Below are 20,236 nucleotides of genomic sequence, written 5' to 3' on the forward strand. Positions count from 1 at the left end.
CTGGATCCTCGGTGCTTTTACCGGCCTCTTCGCAGCGCAAGGCTGCTCCTACAAGGGGTGGCTTACATATCGTCGAAGTAGCGCTCGTGCCAATCCACCAGCGGCTGCGGCGAGTTGAGCTTCTGCCCGTAGATCACCGAATACGACAGCACGTTCTGTACGTACTGGCGCGTCTCGTCGAACGGGATCGATTCCACCCACACATCGAAGCTCAGGTGTTTAGCGCCCTTGAGCCACTGGCGTACCCGCCCGGGGCCGGCGTTATAGGCCGCTGAAGCGAGTACCCGGTTGCCATTGAATTGGCTGTGCACCTGGCTCAGGTACGCGGCCCCCAGCTGAATGTTCTTGTCGGGGTTGAACACCTGCGCCGGCGAGGCCAGCGGGATGCTGAACTTGCGCGCGGTTTCCTTGGCGGTGGCCGGCATCAGCTGCATCAAGCCGCTGGCACCCACGCTGGAGCGCGCATCTTCCATGAAGGCACTTTCCTGACGGGTAATGGCGAACACCCAGCTTGAATGCAGGCCGCGGACCTTGGCCTCGCGCACCAGGGTGTCGCGGTGGGCCATCGGGAAGCGGATGTCCAGGTCATCCCAGTACTGGGCCTGGCTGATGGTCCGAATGGCCGGGAAGTACCAGCGCAGTTCATAGGCCAGGCGTGCCTGGGCGACCATCTCGTCACGGGTGAAGTGGCGGCTGACGTGGTACCACTCGCGGCGCCCTTCGACGATCTGCCCGCGGGCATGGAATTCCAGTGCACGTTGAATGCCCGGGGTATTGCGCACCTTAGTGACCAACTGCTGGCTCAGCACCAGGGGCTTGTTGTTCAGCTGGTAGGGGGTTTGTGCACGGTCGGCAGCGAGGAAACCATAGAAGTCACGCTCGCGCGCCACGGTCTTGTACAGCAGTGGAATTTGCGGGTTGTTCGGTTGGGCCAGTTCGAGGCTGCGTGCCTGCCAGTACTTCCAGCGGTTGCTGCTGGCCAGGTCCTGGGGCAGGCGCTTGGTCAGCTCGTAGGCATCTTCCCAGCGGCCCAGGCGCAGCAACAGGCGCAGGCGCCATTCGCTGACGGTGTTGTCGCGCAGCTCGGGGTCGTAGCGGGTCATCAGGTCGAGCGCGCGTGGGTCGTAGCGGCGCGCCAGGGTCAGGCCGATCTCGCGGGCGATGGCGACTTTCTCGTCGCGCGAGAAGTGCATGCGCTGGGCATAGTCGTCGAGCAGGGCCATGGCCCGCTCCGGGTCCTGCCGGGCCAGTCGGCGCAAGCCGAGGCTGACCACGTCGGACATGGCCTCGTTGACCGGGGTGAAGCGCGACGGCTGGTTGAGCAGCTCGGGCTTCTGTGCCACATCGATCAGCAGGCGCCCTTGCGGGCCGAGGGTGGTCAGGGTTTTGACCAGGTTGTTGGCCAGGCCGTAGTTGCGCGCCTGGGCCGCCAGCTTGGTGCGGTTCCAGCGCTTGGCCTCGGTCAACTGGCCCTCGGCGGCCCACATGCCGAACAGCGTGTCACAGGCCGCCGGTTGCGACTTGCCGACATTCCACAGTTTATCGGCCGTGGCATAGCCTTCGGCGCGCAGGCCGTGGCTGAGCTGGTACTGGCCGTTGAGGCAGTCCAGTTCGGTGAAATTGAGCTTGGGGTCGTAGTACTTGACGAAGGTGTTCCATTCGCCGCGCTCGGCCAGCCAGCGCAACCAGCGCAGTTTCATCCAGTTGGCCTGGGGCAGGTCGCCGTGTTTGGCCAGGAACCCTTCGATTTCTTCGTTGCTCGCGCTCTTCAGGCGTGCGGTCAGCTCGTCGTAGGTCAGGTAGGGCGTCAGCGGGTAATCACGCAATTGCTGGGCATAGCGCAGGTACGGGCCTTTGTCGCCCTTGGCCAGGGCGCGCTTGGCCTCGTCGTAGTACTGGCGCTGTTGAGTGAGGTCGAGGGCCTGCGCCGCGCTGGCGGTGGCGGCGGTAAGCAGCAAGCAGGATGCAATCTGTAACAGGCGGCTGCGCATGATACGTCCGGGCAGTTGAACCATGGGGAAGTGACGGCGAAGCCAGCACTGTTGGAAGCTATGCCTTAGCTTAGCCGTTTGCCGGCGGCAGATGAAAGCACAGCGCTTGTATCAAGACATTATGTTCGACCAGATGTCGTAAAGCCCTCACCGGGTGGTCAACTTAATGCCGTGGGGGCCCAAGTCAGGTAGAATGCGCGCCCGATTTATGGAGACCAACATGACCCTGCTCAAATTCAGCGATGTGTCCCTCGCATTCGGCGCCATGCCGCTGCTGGACAAAGTGTCCTGGCAGATCGCTCGTGGCGAGCGGGTGTGCATCATCGGCCGCAACGGCACCGGCAAGTCGAGCATGCTGCGCCTGGTCAAGGGCGAGCAGAAGGGCGACGACGGCGAGATCTGGCGCGCTCCGGGCCTGAAGATTGGCGAGCTGCCGCAGGAATTGCCGCTGGCCGACGAGCGCAGCGTGTTCGATGTGGTGGCCGAGGGCCTTGATGGCGTTGGCGCGTTGCTGGCCGAGTTCCATCACCTGAGCCAGAACATCCAGGGCGACGAAGACCTGGAAAAACTCATGCACGTTCAGCACGAACTCGAAGCCCGTGACGGCTGGCGCCTGCAGCAGGTGGTGGAAAGCACCCTGAGCCGTCTGCAGCTGCCTGCCGACAAGACCCTGGCCGAGCTGTCCGGTGGCTGGCGCCGCCGCGTGCTGCTGGCCCAGGCGCTGGTGTCGGAGCCTGACCTGCTGCTGCTCGACGAGCCGACCAACCACTTGGACATCGGTGCGATCGCCTGGCTTGAAGAGGCGCTGCGCGGGTTCAATGGCGCGGTACTGTTCATCACCCACGACCGGTCCTTCCTGCAGAATCTGGCCACTCGCATCCTCGAACTGGACCGCGGCGGGCTGATCGACTGGAACGGCGATTACGCCAGCTTCCTGGTGCACAAAGAAGCCGCCCTGGCCGCCGAGGAAACCGCCAACGCGCTGTTCGACAAGCGCCTGGCCCAGGAAGAAGTGTGGATCCGCCAGGGCATCAAGGCCCGGCGTACCCGTAACGAAGGGCGCGTACGTGCCCTCAAGGCCTTGCGCGTCGAGCGCGGCGAGCGCCGTGAGCGTCAGGGCAAGGCGAACATCCAGATCGAGGCGGCGGACAAGTCCGGCAAGCAGGTCATGGTGCTGGAAAATATCAGCTTCGCCCATGCCGACGGCCCGATGCTGGTCAAGGACTTCTCCATGGTCCTGCAGCGTCAGGACCGTATCGGCCTGCTGGGTGCCAACGGTACCGGCAAGACCACCTTGCTCAAGATGATGCTCGGTGACCTGGAGCCTATCTCGGGCAAGGTCGAGCGTGGCACCAAGCTGGAAGTGGCCTACTTCGACCAGATGCGCCATCAGCTCGATCTGGAAAAGACCGTGATCGACAACCTGGCCGAAGGCCGCGATTTCATCGAGATCGATGGCCAGAACCGCCACGTGCTCAGCTACCTGGGCGACTTCCTGTTCAGCCCCCAGCGTGCCCGTACGCCGGTCAAGGCGCTGTCGGGTGGCGAGCGTGCGCGCCTGCTGTTGGCCAAACTGTTCAGCAAACCGGCCAACCTGCTGGTGCTCGACGAACCGACCAACGACTTGGACGTGGAAACCCTAGAGTTGCTCGAAGAGGTGCTGTCCAACTACAAGGGCACCGTGCTGATGGTCAGCCACGACCGGGCCTTCCTCGACAACGTCGTCACCAGCACCCTGGTGTTCGAAGGCGAGGGCAAGGTACGCGAGTATGTCGGTGGCTATGAGGACTGGATCCGTCAGGGCGGTTCGCCGAAGCTGCTGGGCGTGACCGAAAGCAAGGGCGGCAAGTCCGAGCTTAACAGCGCGGTGGTGGAGAAGCAGGACGTGCAAGCTGCACCTGCGCCAGCGGCAGCCGTGGCCGACGCCTCGAAGAAGAAACTCAGCTACAAACTGCAGCGTGAGCTGGAGATGTTGCCTGGGCAGATCGATGCGATCGAACAGCGCATGGCTGAGGCGCAGGAAGAAGTGAATGCGGCGGGCTTCTATCAGCGGCCAATCGCCGAGACTTCGGCGGTGCTGGCGCAGATCGAGAAGCTGCAAGGCGAGCTGGATGTGCTGGTAGAGCGCTGGGCTGAGCTGGAAGGCTGATCAGCGGTTAACCTGAGCCGGCCTCTTCGCGGGGCAAGCCCGCTCCCACAGGATCGCCACATACCTCAAGGCCTGTGGCGTACCTGTGGGAGCGGGCTTGCCCCGCGAAGAGGCCGGTACAGGTCAAATCATTCCTTCTTCTGTAGCCGCACCGCCAGCACGTCGCATGGCGCGCCATGCAGCACGTCGTTGGCAGTGGAGCCGAGCAGCAAAGCCAGGCCATGTCGGCCATGGCTGCCGACCACGATCAGGTCGCACTTCTGGTCCTTGGCCAGTTGGTGGATTTCCTGGCGTGGCTGGCCGTAGGTCAGGTGGGAATCGCCGCGGTTGATGTCCGGGTATTTGTTGAACAAGCGCTCCATGCGCTCCTTGGCCTGGTCGAACTGCTGCTGTTGCAGCTGCGACAGGTCCATGGGCACGTCGCCGCCAAATGCCATGGCCATGGGTTCGACGATGTGCACCAGCGAGACCTTGGCGCCTGAGGGTTCCGCGAGCTTCATAGCGCGCTTGATCACCGGGTCGCATTCTTCGGTCAGGTCGACGGCGACCAACAAATGTTCGTATTGCATGAGCGGTACTCCTGACAATCGCGATAGAAGAAGTATGGTCGCTTTCGGGCGGGTCTTCCGTGAAAAATGGCTAACCAGCTCATTTGCAACGCTTTATGGGGTCTACTGATATGACGGTATTGCTGGTGGTGTCAATCCTTGCGCTGATTCTCAGCCCGCTTTCCTGGTTGCGCACGTCGCGCAAGCAGGGCGAGCAGATGAACCTGCGCCTGGAAGCGCGTCGCATGGGCCTGGCCATGCAGCTGGCGCCTCAGCAGTGGCCGCACTGGCTGGAAAAGGAGCCGCCAAGCCCCTGCCCGCAGTACCACCGTGGGCGGCGCAAGGGGCGCGAGGACAGCTTCTGCTTCTGGCAGGTCACGCCAGGCGTGTGGTGGAACCAATGGCGCGAGCCGTGTGAGGACCCACGCCTTGCCGAGGCTTTTACGCGCTTGCCGGCCAGTGTCTACAAGGTTGAAGCCGACCCCCGCATGATCGCTTTGTACTGGACCGAGCGGGGCGATAAATCTGTATTGCAGGATATTGCGCACGTCCTCGAAACCCTCGCCTGACCCCTCGGCAATTAAAAAGCGGCGTTAAACGACAAAGCGGCGGCTTGGCAGAGCCCCTGAAGGGGTGGGGTGCCAAGTCGCCGCTTTGCGTTCTGCTGCGCAGAAAAGGCCAGGCAGGCCGGGAATGCTTGAAGCCATTGGCAGTGTAGCCGGCTGCCAGCAATCTGCTGAAAAATCTTCCCTTGGCAGGCACGTGCCTGTTTTCCCATGGTCAATTGCTGACATGAATGTGCAGCGATCACTGACGTCATGCTTTGTACCCAGACCCTACAAAATGACCGGAAAGTCGTGTTTTCACTCAGTGCGTGAGCATTTGACAACGCTGATCTTTTCGGAGAATGTGTGCACACCCAAATCAAACGGGCGTATGAATTGAGCGTTTGTATGTCACACGGCTCGTTCATAGTCCCGACTAGCGCGCTGACGGGTGTGCCTGGGGCAGGGCGGCATGGCCTGCCTGATGCAGCAGCGACCGGCGTGTACAGTTAGCTTCCATATCGTGGAGATCAGTTGATGATTTACGAAGGTAAAGCCATCACGGTTAAGGCTCTTGAAAGTGGCATCGTCGAACTCAAGTTCGATCTCAAGGGTGAGTCCGTCAACAAATTCAATCGCCTGACCCTGAACGAGCTTCGCGAAGCGGTCGATGCCATCAAGGCCGACGCTTCGGTCAAGGGCGTAATCGTCAGCAGCGGCAAGGACGTGTTCATCGTCGGCGCCGACATCACCGAGTTCGTCGACAACTTCAAGCTGCCCGAGGCCGAGCTGGTAGCCGGCAGCCTGGAAGCCAACCGCATCTTCAATGCCTTCGAAGACCTCGAAGTGCCGACCGTTGCCGCCATCAATGGCATCGCCCTGGGCGGTGGCCTGGAAATGTGCCTGGCGGCCGATTACCGGGTCATGGCCAGCACTGCCAAGATTGGCCTGCCTGAAGTCAAACTGGGCATCTACCCAGGCTTCGGCGGTACCGTGCGCCTGCCGCGACTGATCGGTTCGGACAACGCGGTCGAGTGGATTGCCGCTGGCAAGGAAAACCGTGCCGAAGACGCCCTCAAGGTCGGTGCCGTCGACGCCGTGGTCGCCCCTGAGCTGCTGCAAGCCGGTGCCCTGGACCTGATCAAGCGCGCCATCAGCGGCGAGCTGGACTACAAGGCCAAGCGCCAGCCGAAACTGGAAAAGCTCAAGCTCAATGCCATCGAGCAGATGATGGCGTTCGAGACAGCCAAAGGCTTTGTCGCAGGCCAGGCTGGGCCGAATTACCCAGCGCCGGTCGAAGCCATCAAGACCATTCAGAAGGCCGCCAACTTCGGCCGTGACAAGGCCCTGGAAATCGAAGCCGCAGGCTTTGCCAAGCTGGCCAAGACGTCGGTTGCCGAGAGCCTGATCGGCCTGTTCCTGAACGACCAGGAGCTCAAGCGCAAGGCCAAGGCCCATGACGAGATCGCCCGTGACGTGAAGCAGGCTGCCGTGCTCGGCGCCGGCATCATGGGTGGCGGCATCGCCTACCAGTCGGCGGTCAAAGGTACGCCGATCCTGATGAAGGACATCCGCGAAGACGCCATTCAGCTGGGCCTTAACGAAGCTTCCAAGCTGCTGGGCAATCGCGTCGAGAAAGGCCGCCTGACCCCCGCCAAGATGGCTGAAGCGCTCAACGCCATCCGCCCGACCCTGTCCTACGGCGATTTCGCCCACGTCGACATCGTCGTCGAGGCCGTGGTCGAGAACCCGAAGGTCAAGCAAGCCGTGTTGGCAGAAGTCGAAGGCCAGGTGAAAGAGGATGCCATCCTCGCCTCCAACACCTCGACCATCTCCATCAACCTGCTGGCCAAAGCGCTCAAGCGCCCAGAAAACTTCGTCGGCATGCACTTCTTCAACCCGGTGCACATGATGCCGCTAGTCGAAGTCATTCGCGGCGAGAAGTCCAGTGAAGTGGCGGTCGCCACCACCGTGGCGTATGCCAAGAAAATGGGCAAGAACCCAATCGTGGTCAACGACTGCCCGGGCTTCCTGGTCAACCGCGTGCTGTTCCCGTACTTCGGCGGTTTCGCCAAGCTGGTCAGCGCTGGCGTCGACTTCGTGCGCATCGACAAGGTCATGGAGAAGTTCGGCTGGCCCATGGGCCCTGCCTACCTGATGGACGTGGTCGGCATCGACACCGGCCACCATGGCCGCGACGTCATGGCCGAAGGCTTCCCGGACCGCATGAAGGACGAGCGCCGCTCGGCGGTAGACGCCCTGTACGAGGCCAACCGCCTGGGCCAGAAGAACGGCAAGGGCTTCTACGCCTACGAGACCGACAAACGTGGCAAGCCGAAGAAGGTGTTCGACGCCGCCGTGCTCGACGTGCTCAAGCCGATCGTGTTCGAGCAGCGTGAAGTCACTGACGAAGACATCATCAACTGGATGATGGTCCCGCTGTGCCTGGAGACCGTGCGCTGCCTGGAAGACGGCATCGTCGAAACTGCCGCCGAAGCCGACATGGGCCTGGTCTACGGCATTGGTTTCCCTCCCTTCCGTGGCGGTGCATTGCGCTACATCGACGCGATCGGTGTCGCCGAATTCGTCGCCCTGGCCGATCAGTACGCTGACCTGGGGCCGCTGTACCACCCGACCGCGAAGCTGCGCGAAATGGCCAAAAATGGCCAGCGCTTCTTCAACTGAGCGTAGAGCGAGAGATTTGATATGAGCCTGAATCCAAGAGACGTGGTGATTGTCGACTTCGGTCGCACGCCAATGGGCCGCTCCAAGGGTGGCATGCACCGCAACACCCGCGCCGAAGACATGTCTGCGCACCTGATCACCAAACTGCTGGAACGCAACGGCAAGGTCGACCCAAAAGAAGTTGAGGACGTGATCTGGGGCTGCGTCAACCAGACCCTCGAGCAGGGCTGGAACATTGCCCGCATGGCGTCGCTAATGACGCCGATCCCGCACACCTCGGCGGCGCAGACCGTCAGCCGCCTGTGCGGCTCGTCGATGAGTGCCCTGCACACCGCCGCCCAGGCGATCATGACCGGCAACGGCGATGTATTCGTGGTTGGCGGCGTCGAGCACATGGGCCACGTCAGCATGATGCATGGCGTCGACCCTAACCCGCACCTGTCCTTGCATGCTGCCAAGGCTTCCGGGATGATGGGCCTGACTGCAGAGATGCTCGGCAAAATGCACGGTATCAGCCGTGAACAGCAGGATCTGTTCGGCCTGCGTTCGCACCAGCTCGCTCACAAGGCGACGGTCGAAGGCAAGTTCAAGGACGAGATCATCCCGATGCAGGGCTATGACGAGAATGGCTTCCTGAAGGTCTTCGATTTTGACGAGACCATTCGCCCGGAAACCACCCTCGAAGGGCTGGCGTCGCTGAAGCCTGCGTTCAACCCGAAAGGTGGCACCGTCACCGCGGGTACTTCGTCGCAGATCACCGACGGTGCTTCGTGCATGATCGTCATGTCTGGCCAGCGCGCCATGGACTTGGGCATCCAGCCATTGGCGGTGATTCGCGCCATGGCCGTGGCCGGTGTCGACCCGGCAATCATGGGCTACGGCCCGGTGCCATCGACCCAGAAAGCCCTCAAGCGTGCCGGCCTGAGCATGGCCGATATCGACTTCATCGAGCTCAACGAAGCCTTCGCCGCACAAGCCTTGCCTGTGTTGAAAGACTTGAAAGTGCTCGACAAGATGGATGAGAAGGTTAACCTGCACGGCGGCGCCATTGCTTTGGGCCACCCGTTCGGTTGCTCGGGTGCACGTATTTCCGGCACCCTGCTCAACGTCATGAAGCAGAATGGCGGTACTCTGGGGGTGGCGACCATGTGCGTCGGCCTCGGCCAGGGCATCACCACTGTCTTCGAACGCGTCTGATCGCGTCGCGGGACAGCAGCCGGGGCCTTGTGCCCCGGTTTTGTTTTTTAAAGGTTTTATTAAAAAGGGTGAGCGACATGCAGATACAGCCAGGCGTGTACCGGCACTACAAGGGGCCTGAGTACCGTGTCTTCAGTGTTGCGCAGCACTCCGAAACTGAAGAGTGGATGGTCTTCTACCAATGCCTGTATGGTGAATACGGGTTCTGGGTACGGCCTCTTTCGATGTTCCAGGAGTCCGTCGAGGTTGACGGCGAGCAGGTGCCACGCTTTGCTTTGGTCAAGGCCGAAGAAGGGTTGCCTGGGCTGCTGGCCAAGTCGCACGAGTGATCGACCGCGCTTGACCTCACTGTTTTGCCACTATATATAGCGGTGCCGCGTCTGGCACCTGACGCGTTTTTCATCTTCAGATTCAGGAATACTCCGATCCATGGGCAAATCGCTGGTCATTGTGGAATCCCCGGCCAAGGCCAAGACCATCAACAAGTACCTGGGCAACCAGTACGTGGTGAAGTCGAGTATCGGCCATATCCGAGACCTCCCCACCAGCGGTTCGGCCAGCGCTAGCAAAGAGCCGGCCGCCAAGCGTGGTAAGGCTGCGGGTGAGGCGCCGGCCCTTTCGCCGAAAGAAAAGGCACGCCGCCAGCTGGTGGCACGCATGGGTGTCGACCCTGACCACGGCTGGAAGGCCAAGTACGAGATCCTGCCTGGCAAGGAAAAGGTGATCGAAGAGCTGCGCCGCCTGGCCAAGGATGCTGACACCATCTACCTCGCAACCGACTTGGACCGCGAAGGGGAGGCCATTGCATGGCACCTGCGCGAAGCCATCGGTGGTGACGACACCCGCTACAAGCGCGTGGTGTTCAACGAAATTACCAAGAAGGCCATTCAAGAGGCCTTCTCGCAACCGGGCGAGCTGGACATCGACCGCGTCAACGCCCAGCAGGCGCGGCGCTTCCTCGATCGCGTGGTGGGCTACATGGTTTCGCCACTGCTGTGGGCCAAGATCGCCCGTGGCCTGTCTGCAGGCCGTGTACAGTCGGTCGCGGTGAAGCTGGTGGTCGAGCGCGAGCGCGAGATCCGTGCCTTCATCCCCGAAGAGTACTGGGAGATCCACGCCGATTTGGGCACCGCCAAGAACGCCAAGGTGCGTTTCGAAGTGGCGCGCGAGAAAGGCGAGGCCTTCAAGCCACTCAACGAAGCACAGGCCATGGCAGCGCTGGAGAAGCTCAAGGCTTCCAGCTACAGCGTGGTCAAGCGTGAAGACCGCCCGACCAGCAGCAAGCCTTCGGCGCCGTTCATCACGTCCACCTTGCAGCAGGCCGCGAGCAACCGCCTGGGCTTTGGCGTGAAGAAAACCATGATGATGGCCCAGCGTCTGTACGAAGCGGGTTACATCACCTACATGCGTACCGACTCCACCAACCTGTCGGCCGATGCCCTGGACATGGCGCGCAGCTACATCGAGCGCGAATTCGGCAAGCAGTACCTGCCGGAAAACCCGCTGGTGTATGGCAGCAAGGAAGGCGCCCAGGAGGCGCACGAAGCGATTCGTCCTTCTGACGTCAACACCCATCCGACCAAGCTCAGCGGCATGGAGCGCGATGCAGAGCGCCTGTACGAGCTGATCTGGCGCCAATTCCTCGCCTGCCAGATGCCGCCGGCGCAGTACCTGTCCACCAGCGTCACGGTGGCGGCTGGCGACTTCGAGCTGCGTGCCAAGGGCCGTATCCTCAAGTTCGACGGTTACACCCGCGTGCTGCCGCAACAGAGCAAGCCTGGCGAAGACGATGTGCTGCCGGAAATGGTCCAGGGTGAAGCGCTCAAGCTGATCCAGATCGACCCGAGCCAGCACTTCACCAAGCCGCCAGCGCGCTTCACTGAAGCCAGCCTGGTCAAGGAAATGGAAAAGCGCGGCATCGGTCGCCCGTCGACCTACGCGGCGATCATCTCGACCATCCAGGACCGTGGCTATGTGACGTTGCACAACCGCCGCTTCTATTCCGAGAAGATGGGCGACATCGTCACCGAGCGCCTGTCCGAGAGCTTCTCCAACCTGATGGACTACGGCTTCACCGCCGGTATGGAAGAGAACCTCGACGACGTGGCCCAGGGCGAGCGTGACTGGAAGAACGTGCTCGACGAGTTCTACGGCGACTTCAGCAAAAAGCTGCAGACGGCCGAGTCGGCCGAAAACGGCATGCGTGCCAATCAGCCGACCATGACCAACATTCCGTGCAAGGAATGTGGCCGCCCGATGATGATTCGCACCGCTTCCACCGGCGTGTTCCTCGGCTGCTCGGGCTACAGCCTGCCGCCCAAGGAACGTTGCAAGGCAACCGTCAACCTGGTGCCAGGTGACGAGATTGCCGCGGATGACGAGGGTGAATCGGAATCCCGCGTGCTGTTGGGCAAGCACCGTTGCCCGATCTGCGCCACGGCGATGGACGCTTACCTGCTGGACGAGAAGCACAAGCTGCACATCTGCGGTAACAACCCGGATTGCGCCGGCTACGAGATCGAAGAGGGCAGCTACCGCATCAAGGGCTACGAAGGGCCGAGCCTGGAGTGCGACAAGTGTGGCAGCGAGATGCAGCTCAAGACTGGCCGTTTCGGCAAGTTCTTCGGTTGCACCAACCCTGCGTGCAAGAACACCCGCAAGCTGCTCAAAAGCGGTGAGGCGGCGCCACCGAAGATGGACAAGGTGGAAATGCCAGAGCTGAAGTGCGAGAAGGTCGATGACACCTATGTGTTGCGCGACGGTGCTTCGGGGTTGTTCCTGGCGGCCAGCCAGTTCCCGAAAAACCGCGAGACCCGTGCGCCGCTGGTGCTGGAGATCGTCCCGCACAAGCATGAGATCGATCCGAAGTACCACTTCCTCTGCGATGCCCCGCAGAAGGACCCGGAAGGCCGCCCAGCGGTGATTCGCTACAGCCGCAAGACCAAGGAGCAGTACGTGCAGTCCGAGGTCGATGGCAAGCCGACGGGGTGGAAGGCGTTCTACGACGGCAATGCGTGGAAGGTTGAAGACAAGCGCTGATTGGCGTTGAACTGGGGCCGCTTTGCGGCCCCAGTTGTTTATGCGACATTCAGCTTGCGGCCAGCCAGGCCATCCCTGAAACTGATCCTAATCGCTTACCAGCCTTTAGGGAGGTCACTCGAGATGGCCCAGGAACTCTACACCCGCACCAACCAGAAACTGTTCTTCGCCGGCCTCGCGCTCGAGTCCATGGCCAAAGCCGAACAGGGTCAAGCCATGAACGCTCAGGGCTTGGTCCAGGCCGAACGCGAATCGGCGCTGTTCCACTTGTACGGCGCGCTTCTGGGTCTGTGCCATGAAATTGGTGGCTACTACCGCCTGCCAACAGCGTCGAGTGTCGAGCAACTGCTTGAAGGCGATGCGCTGAATGGCATCGCTATCCCCGAGGTGGCCGAGCTGCTGGAATTGGCCCGTCAGCGCGAAACCTGGCTGGCGCAAATGCTGAGTGCTTATGCCGATTTGTTCCGACCACCGGTCGCGAAAAAAACGCCTAAAACCGATGTCACCCAGCCGCTGATTCAGGCCGTCAACCTCGATGAGCCCGAGCAGCCTGCGCTGTCGCGTGAAGAACTGGAAAGCTGGCGCAGCAACCTTAAAAGCTTGGTGAGACGTTTCCGTGACGCGTTGAGTGAGTGCTGATAGCCGCTGCGGCTGATACAATGCTGGCCTTTCGTGGAGAACAGCCTTTTATGTCTACGTCTTTTCTGGAAATTGTCGAGTTGCCTGATGGCCGGATCGAACTGCGTCGTGCGGAGGATGAGGGCTCTCTGGTAACCCTGGATTTCTCGGAAGACGCCAAGGCGTTCCTGCAGGGTCAGCATGTAGAAGTGGCCAAGGCCATGCTCAGTGTCGGCGTGCAGATGGCAGGTCGCCTGATGGACGGCGAGCTCGAACGCGACGAAGGCCCTCGCGTTCTGCATTGATCGCGTTGCGTGGTATCAGTGCTTTTGAAGTAACAGGCAAAGCCTGAACATCAGCCGAGGCGGATGTTCAGGCTTTGTGCGTTTCCGGTGCTGGCTGAGCGCAGCAGCAGTTGACGTGCACTGGCATTGACGCTGCCAAGCCAGCTGACCACGGTGTGGCTGCGGCCAAGGCGCAGCGCTTCGCAGGTCAGTTGCAGCGGGCTCTGATTGCCACGAGGGTGCAGCAGCAGGATGCGTTCGCGGTTGAGGCCGGCATCGCGCAACCAGGCCTGGGTCAGGCTCGAGGGTGGGGCGATCAGGGTCAGCCAGCGGGCGTCTTCCTCTTCGCTCAGTTCGCGCAGGACCGGGGCCAACAGGCTCTGGCAATGCTCGGCAGCGCCGCGCAGTGACAGCTCGCTGAACAGCTCGGGGTGGCTGCTCTTGCGCGTCTGCTCGCTGGCCTTCAGGCCCGGCAGAATGGGCTGGGCAAGGAATGCTTCGAACAATGGCAACTGGGCTTGCTCGGGTGCGTGAATGAACTGCTGCATGGCGCCTCCTGGATCAGCGGCGTATGACGCCGACGCTCAAGCCCTCGATCACCAGCTCCTGTTCTTTCAGGTCGACTTCGATGGGGGCGAATTCGGGGTTTTCGGCAACCAGCCAGACCTTGGTGCCTTCGCGCTTGAAGCGCTTGACGGTCACTTCGTCACCGATGCGGGCGACGACGATCTGGCCATTGCGGGCTTCGCGGCAGGTGTGCACTGCCAGCAGGTCACCGTCGAAGATGCCGACATCCTTCATGCTCATGCCGTGCACGCGGAGCAGATAGTCGGCGCGAGGGTGGAAGAAGGCAGGGTTGATGTTGCAGGATTGCTCGATGTGCTGCTCAGCGAGGATCGGTGCGCCCGCTGCTACCCGGCCGATGATCGGCAGGCCGCTTTCGTCGGCCTTGGCCTCGAACCCGGGGATACGGATGCCGCGGGATGCGCCGGGGGTCATCTCGATGGCGCCTTTGCGAGCAAGGGCCTTCAGGTGCTCTTCGGCGGCGTTGGGCGATTTGAAGCCCAGCTCCTGAGCGATTTCAGCGCGTGTCGGTGGAAAGCCGTTGTCTTCAAGGCAACGTTTGATGAACGCGAGAATTTCAGCTTGGCGTGGCGTCAGTTTCAACATGGTGAGCGCTCTGTCTTTTTATACAGTGACTGGGATTATATACAGTACTGGATGAGCTGCAAGCACCCTGTACGAAGAAACAGCGAGAATGGCGCTTGCAGCGCGATCATTGGCGTTTTTAAATGGCGACCGCCCAGTCACCGAGCCTTGACAGACGCAGGCCTGAAACGTATGTTTCAAACACCTGTTTGTCTGGCGGAATAATCATGGCCCAATCGGAAACCGTTGAACGCATTCTCGATGCTGCCGAGCAGCTGTTCGCGGAAAGAGGCTTCGCTGAAACCTCGTTGCGGTTGATCACCAGCAAGGCCGGGGTGAACCTGGCGGCGGTCAACTACCACTTCGGTTCCAAAAAGGCCCTTATCCAGGCGGTCTTCTCGCGTTTCCTCGGCCCTTTCTGTGCCAGCCTCGAACGTGAACTCGAGCGTCGCCAGGCGCGCCCGGAGCAAAAGCCCAGCCTCGAAGAGCTGCTCGAAATGCTCGTCGAGCAGGCCCTGGCCGTGCAGCCGCGCAGCAACAATGACCTGTCTATCTTCATGCGCCTGCTGGGGCTGGCTTTCAGCCAGAGCCAGGGGCACCTGCGGCGTTACCTGGAAGACATGTACGGCAAGGTGTTCCGCCGCTACATGCTGCTGGTCAACGAAGCCGCGCCACGGGTTCCGCCGCTGGAGCTGTTCTGGCGCGTGCACTTCATGCTCGGCGCAGCAGCGTTCAGCATGTCCGGCATCAAGGCGTTGCGCGCCATCGCCGAAACCGATTTTGGCATCAATACCTCGATCGAACAGGTCATGCGCCTGATGGTGCCGTTCCTGGCAGCAGGCATGCGCGCTGACAGCGGGGTCACCGACGAAGCCATGGCAGCCGCCCAACTGCGCCCGCGCAGCAAGACCAGCAGCACAGCCACCGCCAAGGCCTGAAGGCTGGGCGGGGCAGGGCGCTTCGGCTAAGCTAGCGCCCATGCCCGATCTCGATCTATTGCACATCTCCCTTGCCGACCAATGCCTCTATGGGTTCGCCCAGGGCCGCTTGTGCCTGCGCCTGGCGGTGTCCACGGCGCGTAACGGCGCCGGCGAGCGCAATGGATCGGGCTGCACGCCGCGTGGCCTGCATCAGGTACGGGCGAAAATTGGCGCGGGCCTGCCGCTGAATGCGGTGTTGCGTAGCCGGCGCTGGACCGGTGAGGTCTGGTCGCCTGAGCTGCAGGCGCGGTTTCCCGGGCGGGACTGGGTCCTCACCCGCATACTCTGGCTCAGCGGCTGCGAGCCGGGCGTCAACCGCCTCGGCGCCGTCGACACGTTCCGCCGCTATATCTACTTGCATGGCACACCTGAGACCGAACCTTTGGGCGTGCCGCTGTCCCATGGCTGCATACGCCTGCACAACACCGATTTGCTTGGCCTGTTCGACCGCGTGCCGGCCCATTGCCGGGTGCGCATCGAAGAGGCGGCTTGCCCCCAGTGGGCTTCTTTAAGTCTTCAATGAAGGATTTCCCATGACCGTCAGCCTGCAAGGCTCCTTGATGGTGGACATCGCCGGTAAATGGCTGACCGCCGAAGACCGTCACCTGCTGCGCCAACCTGAAGTGGCCGGCCTGATCATCTTTGCCCGCAATATCGACAGCCCGCGCCAGGTGCGCGAACTGTGCGCGTCCATTCGCGCGATTCGCCCGGACTTGATCCTGGCCGTCGACCAAGAGGGCGGGCGTGTGCAGCGCCTGCGCCAAGGCTTTGTGCGCCTGCCGGCCATGCGTGCGCTGGCCGACAACGACAACGCCGATTACCTGGCGGAGCAGTGCGGATGGTTGATGGCCACCGAGGTGCTGGCGGTAGGCCTGGACCTGAGCTTCGCCCCGGTGCTCGACCTGGACCACCAGCGCAGTGCGGTGGTCGGCAGCCGCGCCTTCGAGGGTGACCCACAGCGCGCCACGCAGCTGGCGGCGGCCTTCATTCGCGGCATGAACGCTGCGGGCATGGCGGCCTGCGGCAAGCACTTCCCGGGGCACGGCTGGGCCGAGGCCGACTCGCACGTGGCCATCCCCACGGACGAGCGCAGCCTTGAACAGTTGCGTCAGGCGGACCTGGTGCCCTTCACCCGGCTCAGCGGCCAGCTGGCAGCGGTGATGCCGGCCCACGTGATCTACCCGCAGGTCGACAACCAGCCCGCCGGCTTCTCGCGGCGTTGGCTGCAGGACATCCTGCGCGGTGAGCTGGGCTTTGACGGGGTGATCTTCAGTGACGACCTGTCCATGGCCGGTGCGCACGTGGTCGGGGATGCCGCCAACCGCATCGAAGCAGCTTTGAGTGCTGGCTGCGACATGGGCCTGGTGTGCAACGACCGGGCGGCGGCAGAGCTGGCATTGAGTGCGGCGCAGCGGCTGAAGGTCAAGCCTTCGCCGCGCATTGCACGGATGCGCGGGCAGGGCTTTGCGCGCACCGATTATCGCCAGCAGCCGCGTTGGCTGGAGGCGTTGGGGGCGTTGAAAGAGGCGCAGTTGGTCGATTGACTGATCCGGCCGTATTCGACGGTAGGCCGGATTTACCCACTTCCCGGTAGGAGCAGCCTTGTGCTGCGAAGGCGGCGGTAACACCAGCGAAGATCAAGGGTGTTGTCACCGGCCTCTTCGCAGCGCAAGGCTGCTCCTACAGAGAGTGCTCACAAGCGCTTAGCGGCCGCGCTTCCCTGGCAAGGGGGCAAACAGCGCCTCGATCTCATCATCTCCCAGCCGCCACTGCCCGGCCTGCCCGCCATCGAGCAGGCTTGCCGCCAGGGCCGCCTTCTCTTGCTGCAACAGCTGAATCTTCTCTTCCACCGTGCCGCGGGTAATCAGCTTGAACACGAACACCGGTTTGTCCTGGCCGATGCGGTAGGCGCGGTCGGTGGCTTGGTTTTCGCTGGCCGGGTTCCACCAGGGGTCAAAGTGGATCACCGTGTCCGCAGCCGTCAGGTTCAACCCGGTGCCACCCGCCTTGAGGCTGATCAGGAACACTTCGCTGTCACCCTGCTGGAATGCTTGCACCGGCGTGCGGCGGTCGCGGGTGTCGCCGGTCAGCAGGCTGTAACGCACCTTGCGCTTTTGCAGTTCCTGCTCGATCAGTGCCAGCATCGAGGTGAACTGGGAGAACAGCAGTACCCGCCGGCCTTCACTGAGCAGCTCTTCGAGCATCTCCAGCAGGGCGCCGAGCTTGCCTTTATCGGCCTGGTTGCCCTTGGTCTCGACGCCCTTCACCAGGCGCAAGTCGCAGCACACCTGGCGTAACTTGAGCAGGGCATCAAGGATGACAATCTGGCTGCGCGAGGCGCCGTTGCGGGCGATTTCGTCGCGCACTTTCTTGTCCATCGCCACCCGCACGGCCTCGTAGGTATCACGCTGGGCATCGCTGAGCTCGACCCAGTGCACCATCTCGGTCTTGGCGGGCAGTTCGGTGGCCACCTGTTCCTTGGTGCGGCGCAGCAGGAACGGGCGGATGCGGCTGACCAGGTGGGCCATGCGTTCGGCGTCGCCGCGGCGTTCGATCGGGGTGCGGTAATCCTGGTTGAAGCGCTTGAGGTCGCCCAGCCAGCCCGGCATCAGGAAGTGGAAGATCGACCACAGCTCGCCGAGGTTGTTTTCCATCGGCGTACCGGTCAGGCACAGGCGCTGCTCGGCCTGCAACTCGCAGACGGCGAGGGCGGCTTTGCTGGTGCTGCTTTTGATGTTCTGCGCCTCGTCGAGCACCAGCACGTGCCAGTGCTGCGTACGCAAGTGTTCGAGGTCGCGGGGCACGAGGGCATAGGTGGTGAGCACCAGGTCGTAGTCGTGCAGCGTGGCGAAATGCTTGCTGCGCCCTGGGCCCTGCAGTGCCACCACGCGCAGGTCGGGGGCAAAGCGTTTGGCCTCGTCGAGCCAGTTGGGTATCAGGCTGGTCGGCATCACCGCCAGGGCGGGAGTGGTCAGGCGGCCGGACTGTTTCTCCAGCAACAGGTGAGCCAGGGTTTGCAGCGTCTTGCCCAGGCCCATGTCGTCGCCGAGGATGCCGCCCGTGCCCATTTCGCGCAGGGCTTGTAACCAGTTCAGGCCTTGTTGCTGATATGGGCGCAGGGCCGCGTTCAGTTGTGCGGGCGGTTCGACCTGCAGGTCGCGTGCGTCACGCAGGCGCTTGCCCAGGTCGCGCACGTGCGCGCCGCCTTCCCAGTGCAGCGGCAGGTGATCGAGCTCGTTCAGGCGCGCGGCATCGGCCCGGTCCAGGCGCAGTGAAGGGCCGGCGGCGTCTTCATGCAGGTAGAGCTCGCCAAGGGTGCCCATCACCGCCTTGATCCGGCCGTAGGGCAGGGCGACGCGCAGCGCGGGGCTGTCGAGGCGGCCGCGGTTAAGGTCGATCAGCAAGTGTTCGTCGTCACTGCGCCGGGCCAGTTCGCTGGCGCGCAGCAGCTCCGGGTTGCTGCGCAGCAACTGCAGCACGATCGGCAGCAGGCTGTGGCGCTGGCCATCGACCACGATGCCCAGTTCCAGATCGAACCATTCATGCCCAGGGGCTTCGTCGATGCTGGCGTACCAGTCGTCCACCTCGTGCAGGTTGAAGGAAAAATCGCGGTGGATGTCGATCACCCAGCCGGCTTCACGCAGTTGTGCCAAGCCATTGCGGGCGAAGTGCAGCCAGGCCTCGTCATCAGGCAGTTGGTGCATCTCGCCCGCACTGTCGGGCAGCGCCTTGCTCTGCCGGGTGGCGGCCTTGAAGCCGAGGTCGCGTAGCGTCTTGCGCAGCGCCTGTTCGGCCTTGGGCTGGCGGCGAATGCGCTGGCTGGTGGCATCCACCAGGCGGGTCAACGGCTTGTCGTCGTTGCCGCTGGCGCGCAGGCCGTCGTAGTCGAACGACAGCGCGGCGCGATGCTGCATCTGGCGCTGCATGCGGCCGGTCTTGGGCATGTAGGCGCTGTACTCGAGGCTGCCCAGGGTCAGGTGAGGGCGAGGCTCGATCGTGTCGATCTGCTCGCTGCGGACCTTGGTGGGGGTCGGAACCTGGCGGTTCAATGCGTTCAAGCGATGGCTCAGGGGGATGATCAGGTGCTCGGGAACTGTCGGGGCGCTGGCCAGTTGGCTGGCAATGAACGGGTCAAGGTCATGCAGCAGTTTGCCGGTCTGCCCGCTGTGTGGGTCGACGTAATAGAGGGGGTCGACCGGCAGTGCCAGCATGTGGGTATTTTCAGCATGGTGCCAGGCGCCGCGGTAGCTGCCGTTGTCCAGCCGAACCCAACGAAATTCGGCGTGCAGGTCGGGGCCTTGGGCCAGGGGTTTCTGCTGTTGGCCATACAGCAAGCGGCCGGTGGCGAGGGCATACTCGTAGAGTTCGGCGCCCTTTTTGCCTTCCAGGCGTGCGACGGGCAGGCTGTAATCCTTGCTGAGGGCATCGATCAGCCGCAGCGCACGCAAGTCTTCATCGGTCACGTACTTGGGTGTGTAGTAGATCAGCTCGGGCATCGAACTGGGCCGGCCCAGCTTCAAGCTGTCATCGGGCTGCCGGGTACCTTTGAACACGCTGAGCATGCACTGGCCATGGTTGTTGCTCACCACATAGTAGAGTGCAGGGCCTTTGCGCTTGGCGGGTTCTGTGGCAAGGGCTGCCGGTACTTCCAGGGCCTCGACCCAATGTGCGAGTTCGGGGGGCAGTTCTAGGGACTGCTGCGCTGCGGGCGTAACGGCAAGGGGTTCGTCAGGTGTGCCTTCGACCCAGTCCGGGCCACGTTCAAGCAGATAGAGCGCCGCTGCACAGTGCTTGCAATTGTTACCGACAGGGCACGAGCAGGTGCCCTCGCATTCAAGGCCGTCCTCGGTCATGTCAAGCGTGATGCGCTGGTAATAGGCGCGGCCGCCAGAGCCTGCGCACTGCGCGCGGATGGTCAGGTCCAGGATGGATACGATTTCGCTCCTGCCTTCCTCTGCATAGTCGAAGCCGCGTTGCAGCGTAGTGCGGTCAAACGCGAACTTCCAGGTGTCAAGCCCCCGGATAAAGAACTGCGCATCGGTCTCGCTCAC

The 20,236-nt window shown here is 62.5% G+C and carries 16 protein-coding genes; 11 read left to right on the forward strand and 5 right to left on the reverse strand.

Annotation, left to right across the window (positions count from 1 at the left end):
- Positions 1 to 62: 62 nt before the first annotated feature.
- Complete coding sequence (locus GIB19_RS19505) at positions 63 to 1,991, reverse strand: transglycosylase SLT domain-containing protein (protein ID WP_027596633.1); 1,929 nt, start codon at positions 1,989 to 1,991, stop codon at positions 63 to 65.
- A 220-nt stretch (positions 1,992 to 2,211) separates the two neighbouring features.
- Here GIB19_RS19505 and GIB19_RS19510 point away from each other — a divergent pair, with 220 nt between their 5' ends.
- Entirely contained in the window at positions 2,212 to 4,140 is a 1,929-nt protein-coding gene (locus tag GIB19_RS19510) for an ATP-binding cassette domain-containing protein (RefSeq protein ID WP_027596632.1), read from the forward strand.
- A gap of 128 nt (positions 4,141 to 4,268) precedes the next feature.
- On the opposite strand, the gene GIB19_RS19515 is transcribed toward GIB19_RS19510, so the two are convergent.
- A complete protein-coding gene (locus GIB19_RS19515; protein WP_099453382.1) occupies positions 4,269 to 4,709 on the reverse strand; it encodes a universal stress protein in 441 nt (146 codons plus the stop codon).
- Positions 4,710 to 4,819: 110 nt separating this feature from the next.
- On the opposite strand from GIB19_RS19515, the gene GIB19_RS19520 reads away from it, so the two are divergent.
- The 7 genes from GIB19_RS19520 to GIB19_RS19550 all read left to right on the forward strand — a co-directional run bounded on the left by GIB19_RS19520 (position 4,820) and on the right by GIB19_RS19550 (position 13,077).
- The gene (locus tag GIB19_RS19520) at positions 4,820 to 5,257 is read left to right on the forward strand and encodes a hypothetical protein (RefSeq protein WP_274887715.1); all 438 of its coding nucleotides are present in this window, start codon (positions 4,820 to 4,822) and stop codon (positions 5,255 to 5,257) included.
- A 513-nt stretch (positions 5,258 to 5,770) separates the two neighbouring features.
- A complete protein-coding gene (fadB, locus tag GIB19_RS19525; protein ID WP_274887716.1) occupies positions 5,771 to 7,918 on the forward strand; it encodes a fatty acid oxidation complex subunit alpha FadB in 2,148 nt (715 codons plus the stop codon).
- Between the two features lie 21 nt (positions 7,919 to 7,939).
- Positions 7,940 to 9,115 (forward strand): acetyl-CoA C-acyltransferase FadA, encoded by a 1,176-nt coding sequence (fadA, locus tag GIB19_RS19530; RefSeq protein ID WP_027596628.1) that lies wholly within the window; start codon positions 7,940 to 7,942, stop codon positions 9,113 to 9,115.
- 77 nt (positions 9,116 to 9,192) lie between these two features.
- On the forward strand, positions 9,193 to 9,444 hold the full coding sequence (locus GIB19_RS19535; protein WP_027596627.1) for a DUF1653 domain-containing protein: 252 nt from the start codon (positions 9,193 to 9,195) through the stop codon (positions 9,442 to 9,444).
- A 100-nt stretch (positions 9,445 to 9,544) separates the two neighbouring features.
- Entirely contained in the window at positions 9,545 to 12,154 is a 2,610-nt protein-coding gene (topA, locus tag GIB19_RS19540; protein ID WP_027596626.1) for a type I DNA topoisomerase, read from the forward strand.
- A 123-nt stretch (positions 12,155 to 12,277) separates the two neighbouring features.
- A complete protein-coding gene (locus GIB19_RS19545; protein WP_027596625.1) occupies positions 12,278 to 12,793 on the forward strand; it encodes a DUF6586 family protein in 516 nt (171 codons plus the stop codon).
- A gap of 50 nt (positions 12,794 to 12,843) precedes the next feature.
- Positions 12,844 to 13,077, forward strand: a complete 234-nt coding sequence (locus tag GIB19_RS19550; protein ID WP_004376430.1) for a hypothetical protein — start codon at positions 12,844 to 12,846, stop codon at positions 13,075 to 13,077.
- A gap of 50 nt (positions 13,078 to 13,127) precedes the next feature.
- Here the strand turns inward: GIB19_RS19550 and sulA are convergent, their stop codons facing one another.
- Positions 13,128 to 13,604, reverse strand: a complete 477-nt coding sequence (gene sulA / locus GIB19_RS19555; RefSeq protein WP_027596624.1) for an SOS-induced cell division inhibitor SulA — start codon at positions 13,602 to 13,604, stop codon at positions 13,128 to 13,130.
- Between the two features lie 13 nt (positions 13,605 to 13,617).
- Positions 13,618 to 14,226 (reverse strand): transcriptional repressor LexA, encoded by a 609-nt coding sequence (gene lexA, locus GIB19_RS19560; protein WP_027596623.1) that lies wholly within the window; start codon positions 14,224 to 14,226, stop codon positions 13,618 to 13,620.
- 206 nt (positions 14,227 to 14,432) lie between these two features.
- Here lexA and GIB19_RS19565 point away from each other — a divergent pair, with 206 nt between their 5' ends.
- From GIB19_RS19565 to nagZ, 3 genes are read left to right on the forward strand one after another with little or no spacing between them, the layout of a single operon-like run.
- Complete coding sequence (locus tag GIB19_RS19565; RefSeq protein WP_027596622.1) at positions 14,433 to 15,143, forward strand: TetR/AcrR family transcriptional regulator; 711 nt, start codon at positions 14,433 to 14,435, stop codon at positions 15,141 to 15,143.
- A 40-nt stretch (positions 15,144 to 15,183) separates the two neighbouring features.
- On the forward strand, positions 15,184 to 15,708 hold the full coding sequence (locus GIB19_RS19570) for a L,D-transpeptidase (protein ID WP_027596621.1): 525 nt from the start codon (positions 15,184 to 15,186) through the stop codon (positions 15,706 to 15,708).
- A 22-nt stretch (positions 15,709 to 15,730) separates the two neighbouring features.
- Positions 15,731 to 16,729 (forward strand): beta-N-acetylhexosaminidase, encoded by a 999-nt coding sequence (gene nagZ, locus GIB19_RS19575; RefSeq protein WP_238214689.1) that lies wholly within the window; start codon positions 15,731 to 15,733, stop codon positions 16,727 to 16,729.
- A gap of 159 nt (positions 16,730 to 16,888) precedes the next feature.
- On the opposite strand, the gene GIB19_RS19580 is transcribed toward nagZ, so the two are convergent.
- Entirely contained in the window at positions 16,889 to 20,236 is a 3,348-nt protein-coding gene (locus tag GIB19_RS19580) for a DEAD/DEAH box helicase (RefSeq protein ID WP_446731398.1), read from the reverse strand.

The sequence above is a fragment of the Pseudomonas sp. ITEM 17296 genome, assembly GCF_028895205.1.
In the GTDB taxonomy this organism is placed as follows: Bacteria; Pseudomonadota; Gammaproteobacteria; order Pseudomonadales; family Pseudomonadaceae; genus Aquipseudomonas; species Aquipseudomonas kermanshahensis.

Coding starts and splice junctions, on each gene's coding strand:
- GIB19_RS19505 (WP_027596633.1), bottom strand. CDS start 1,991: ATGCGCAGCCGCCTGTTACAGATTGCATCCTGCTTGCTGCTTACCGCC.
- GIB19_RS19510 (WP_027596632.1), top strand. CDS start 2,212: ATGACCCTGCTCAAATTCAGCGATGTGTCCCTCGCATTCGGCGCCATG.
- GIB19_RS19515 (WP_099453382.1), bottom strand. CDS start 4,709: ATGCAATACGAACATTTGTTGGTCGCCGTCGACCTGACCGAAGAATGC.
- GIB19_RS19520 (WP_274887715.1), top strand. CDS start 4,820: ATGACGGTATTGCTGGTGGTGTCAATCCTTGCGCTGATTCTCAGCCCG.
- fadB (WP_274887716.1), top strand. CDS start 5,771: ATGATTTACGAAGGTAAAGCCATCACGGTTAAGGCTCTTGAAAGTGGC.
- fadA (WP_027596628.1), top strand. CDS start 7,940: ATGAGCCTGAATCCAAGAGACGTGGTGATTGTCGACTTCGGTCGCACG.
- GIB19_RS19535 (WP_027596627.1), top strand. CDS start 9,193: ATGCAGATACAGCCAGGCGTGTACCGGCACTACAAGGGGCCTGAGTAC.
- topA (WP_027596626.1), top strand. CDS start 9,545: ATGGGCAAATCGCTGGTCATTGTGGAATCCCCGGCCAAGGCCAAGACC.
- GIB19_RS19545 (WP_027596625.1), top strand. CDS start 12,278: ATGGCCCAGGAACTCTACACCCGCACCAACCAGAAACTGTTCTTCGCC.
- GIB19_RS19550 (WP_004376430.1), top strand. CDS start 12,844: ATGTCTACGTCTTTTCTGGAAATTGTCGAGTTGCCTGATGGCCGGATC.
- sulA (WP_027596624.1), bottom strand. CDS start 13,604: ATGCAGCAGTTCATTCACGCACCCGAGCAAGCCCAGTTGCCATTGTTC.
- lexA (WP_027596623.1), bottom strand. CDS start 14,226: ATGTTGAAACTGACGCCACGCCAAGCTGAAATTCTCGCGTTCATCAAA.
- GIB19_RS19565 (WP_027596622.1), top strand. CDS start 14,433: ATGGCCCAATCGGAAACCGTTGAACGCATTCTCGATGCTGCCGAGCAG.
- GIB19_RS19570 (WP_027596621.1), top strand. CDS start 15,184: ATGCCCGATCTCGATCTATTGCACATCTCCCTTGCCGACCAATGCCTC.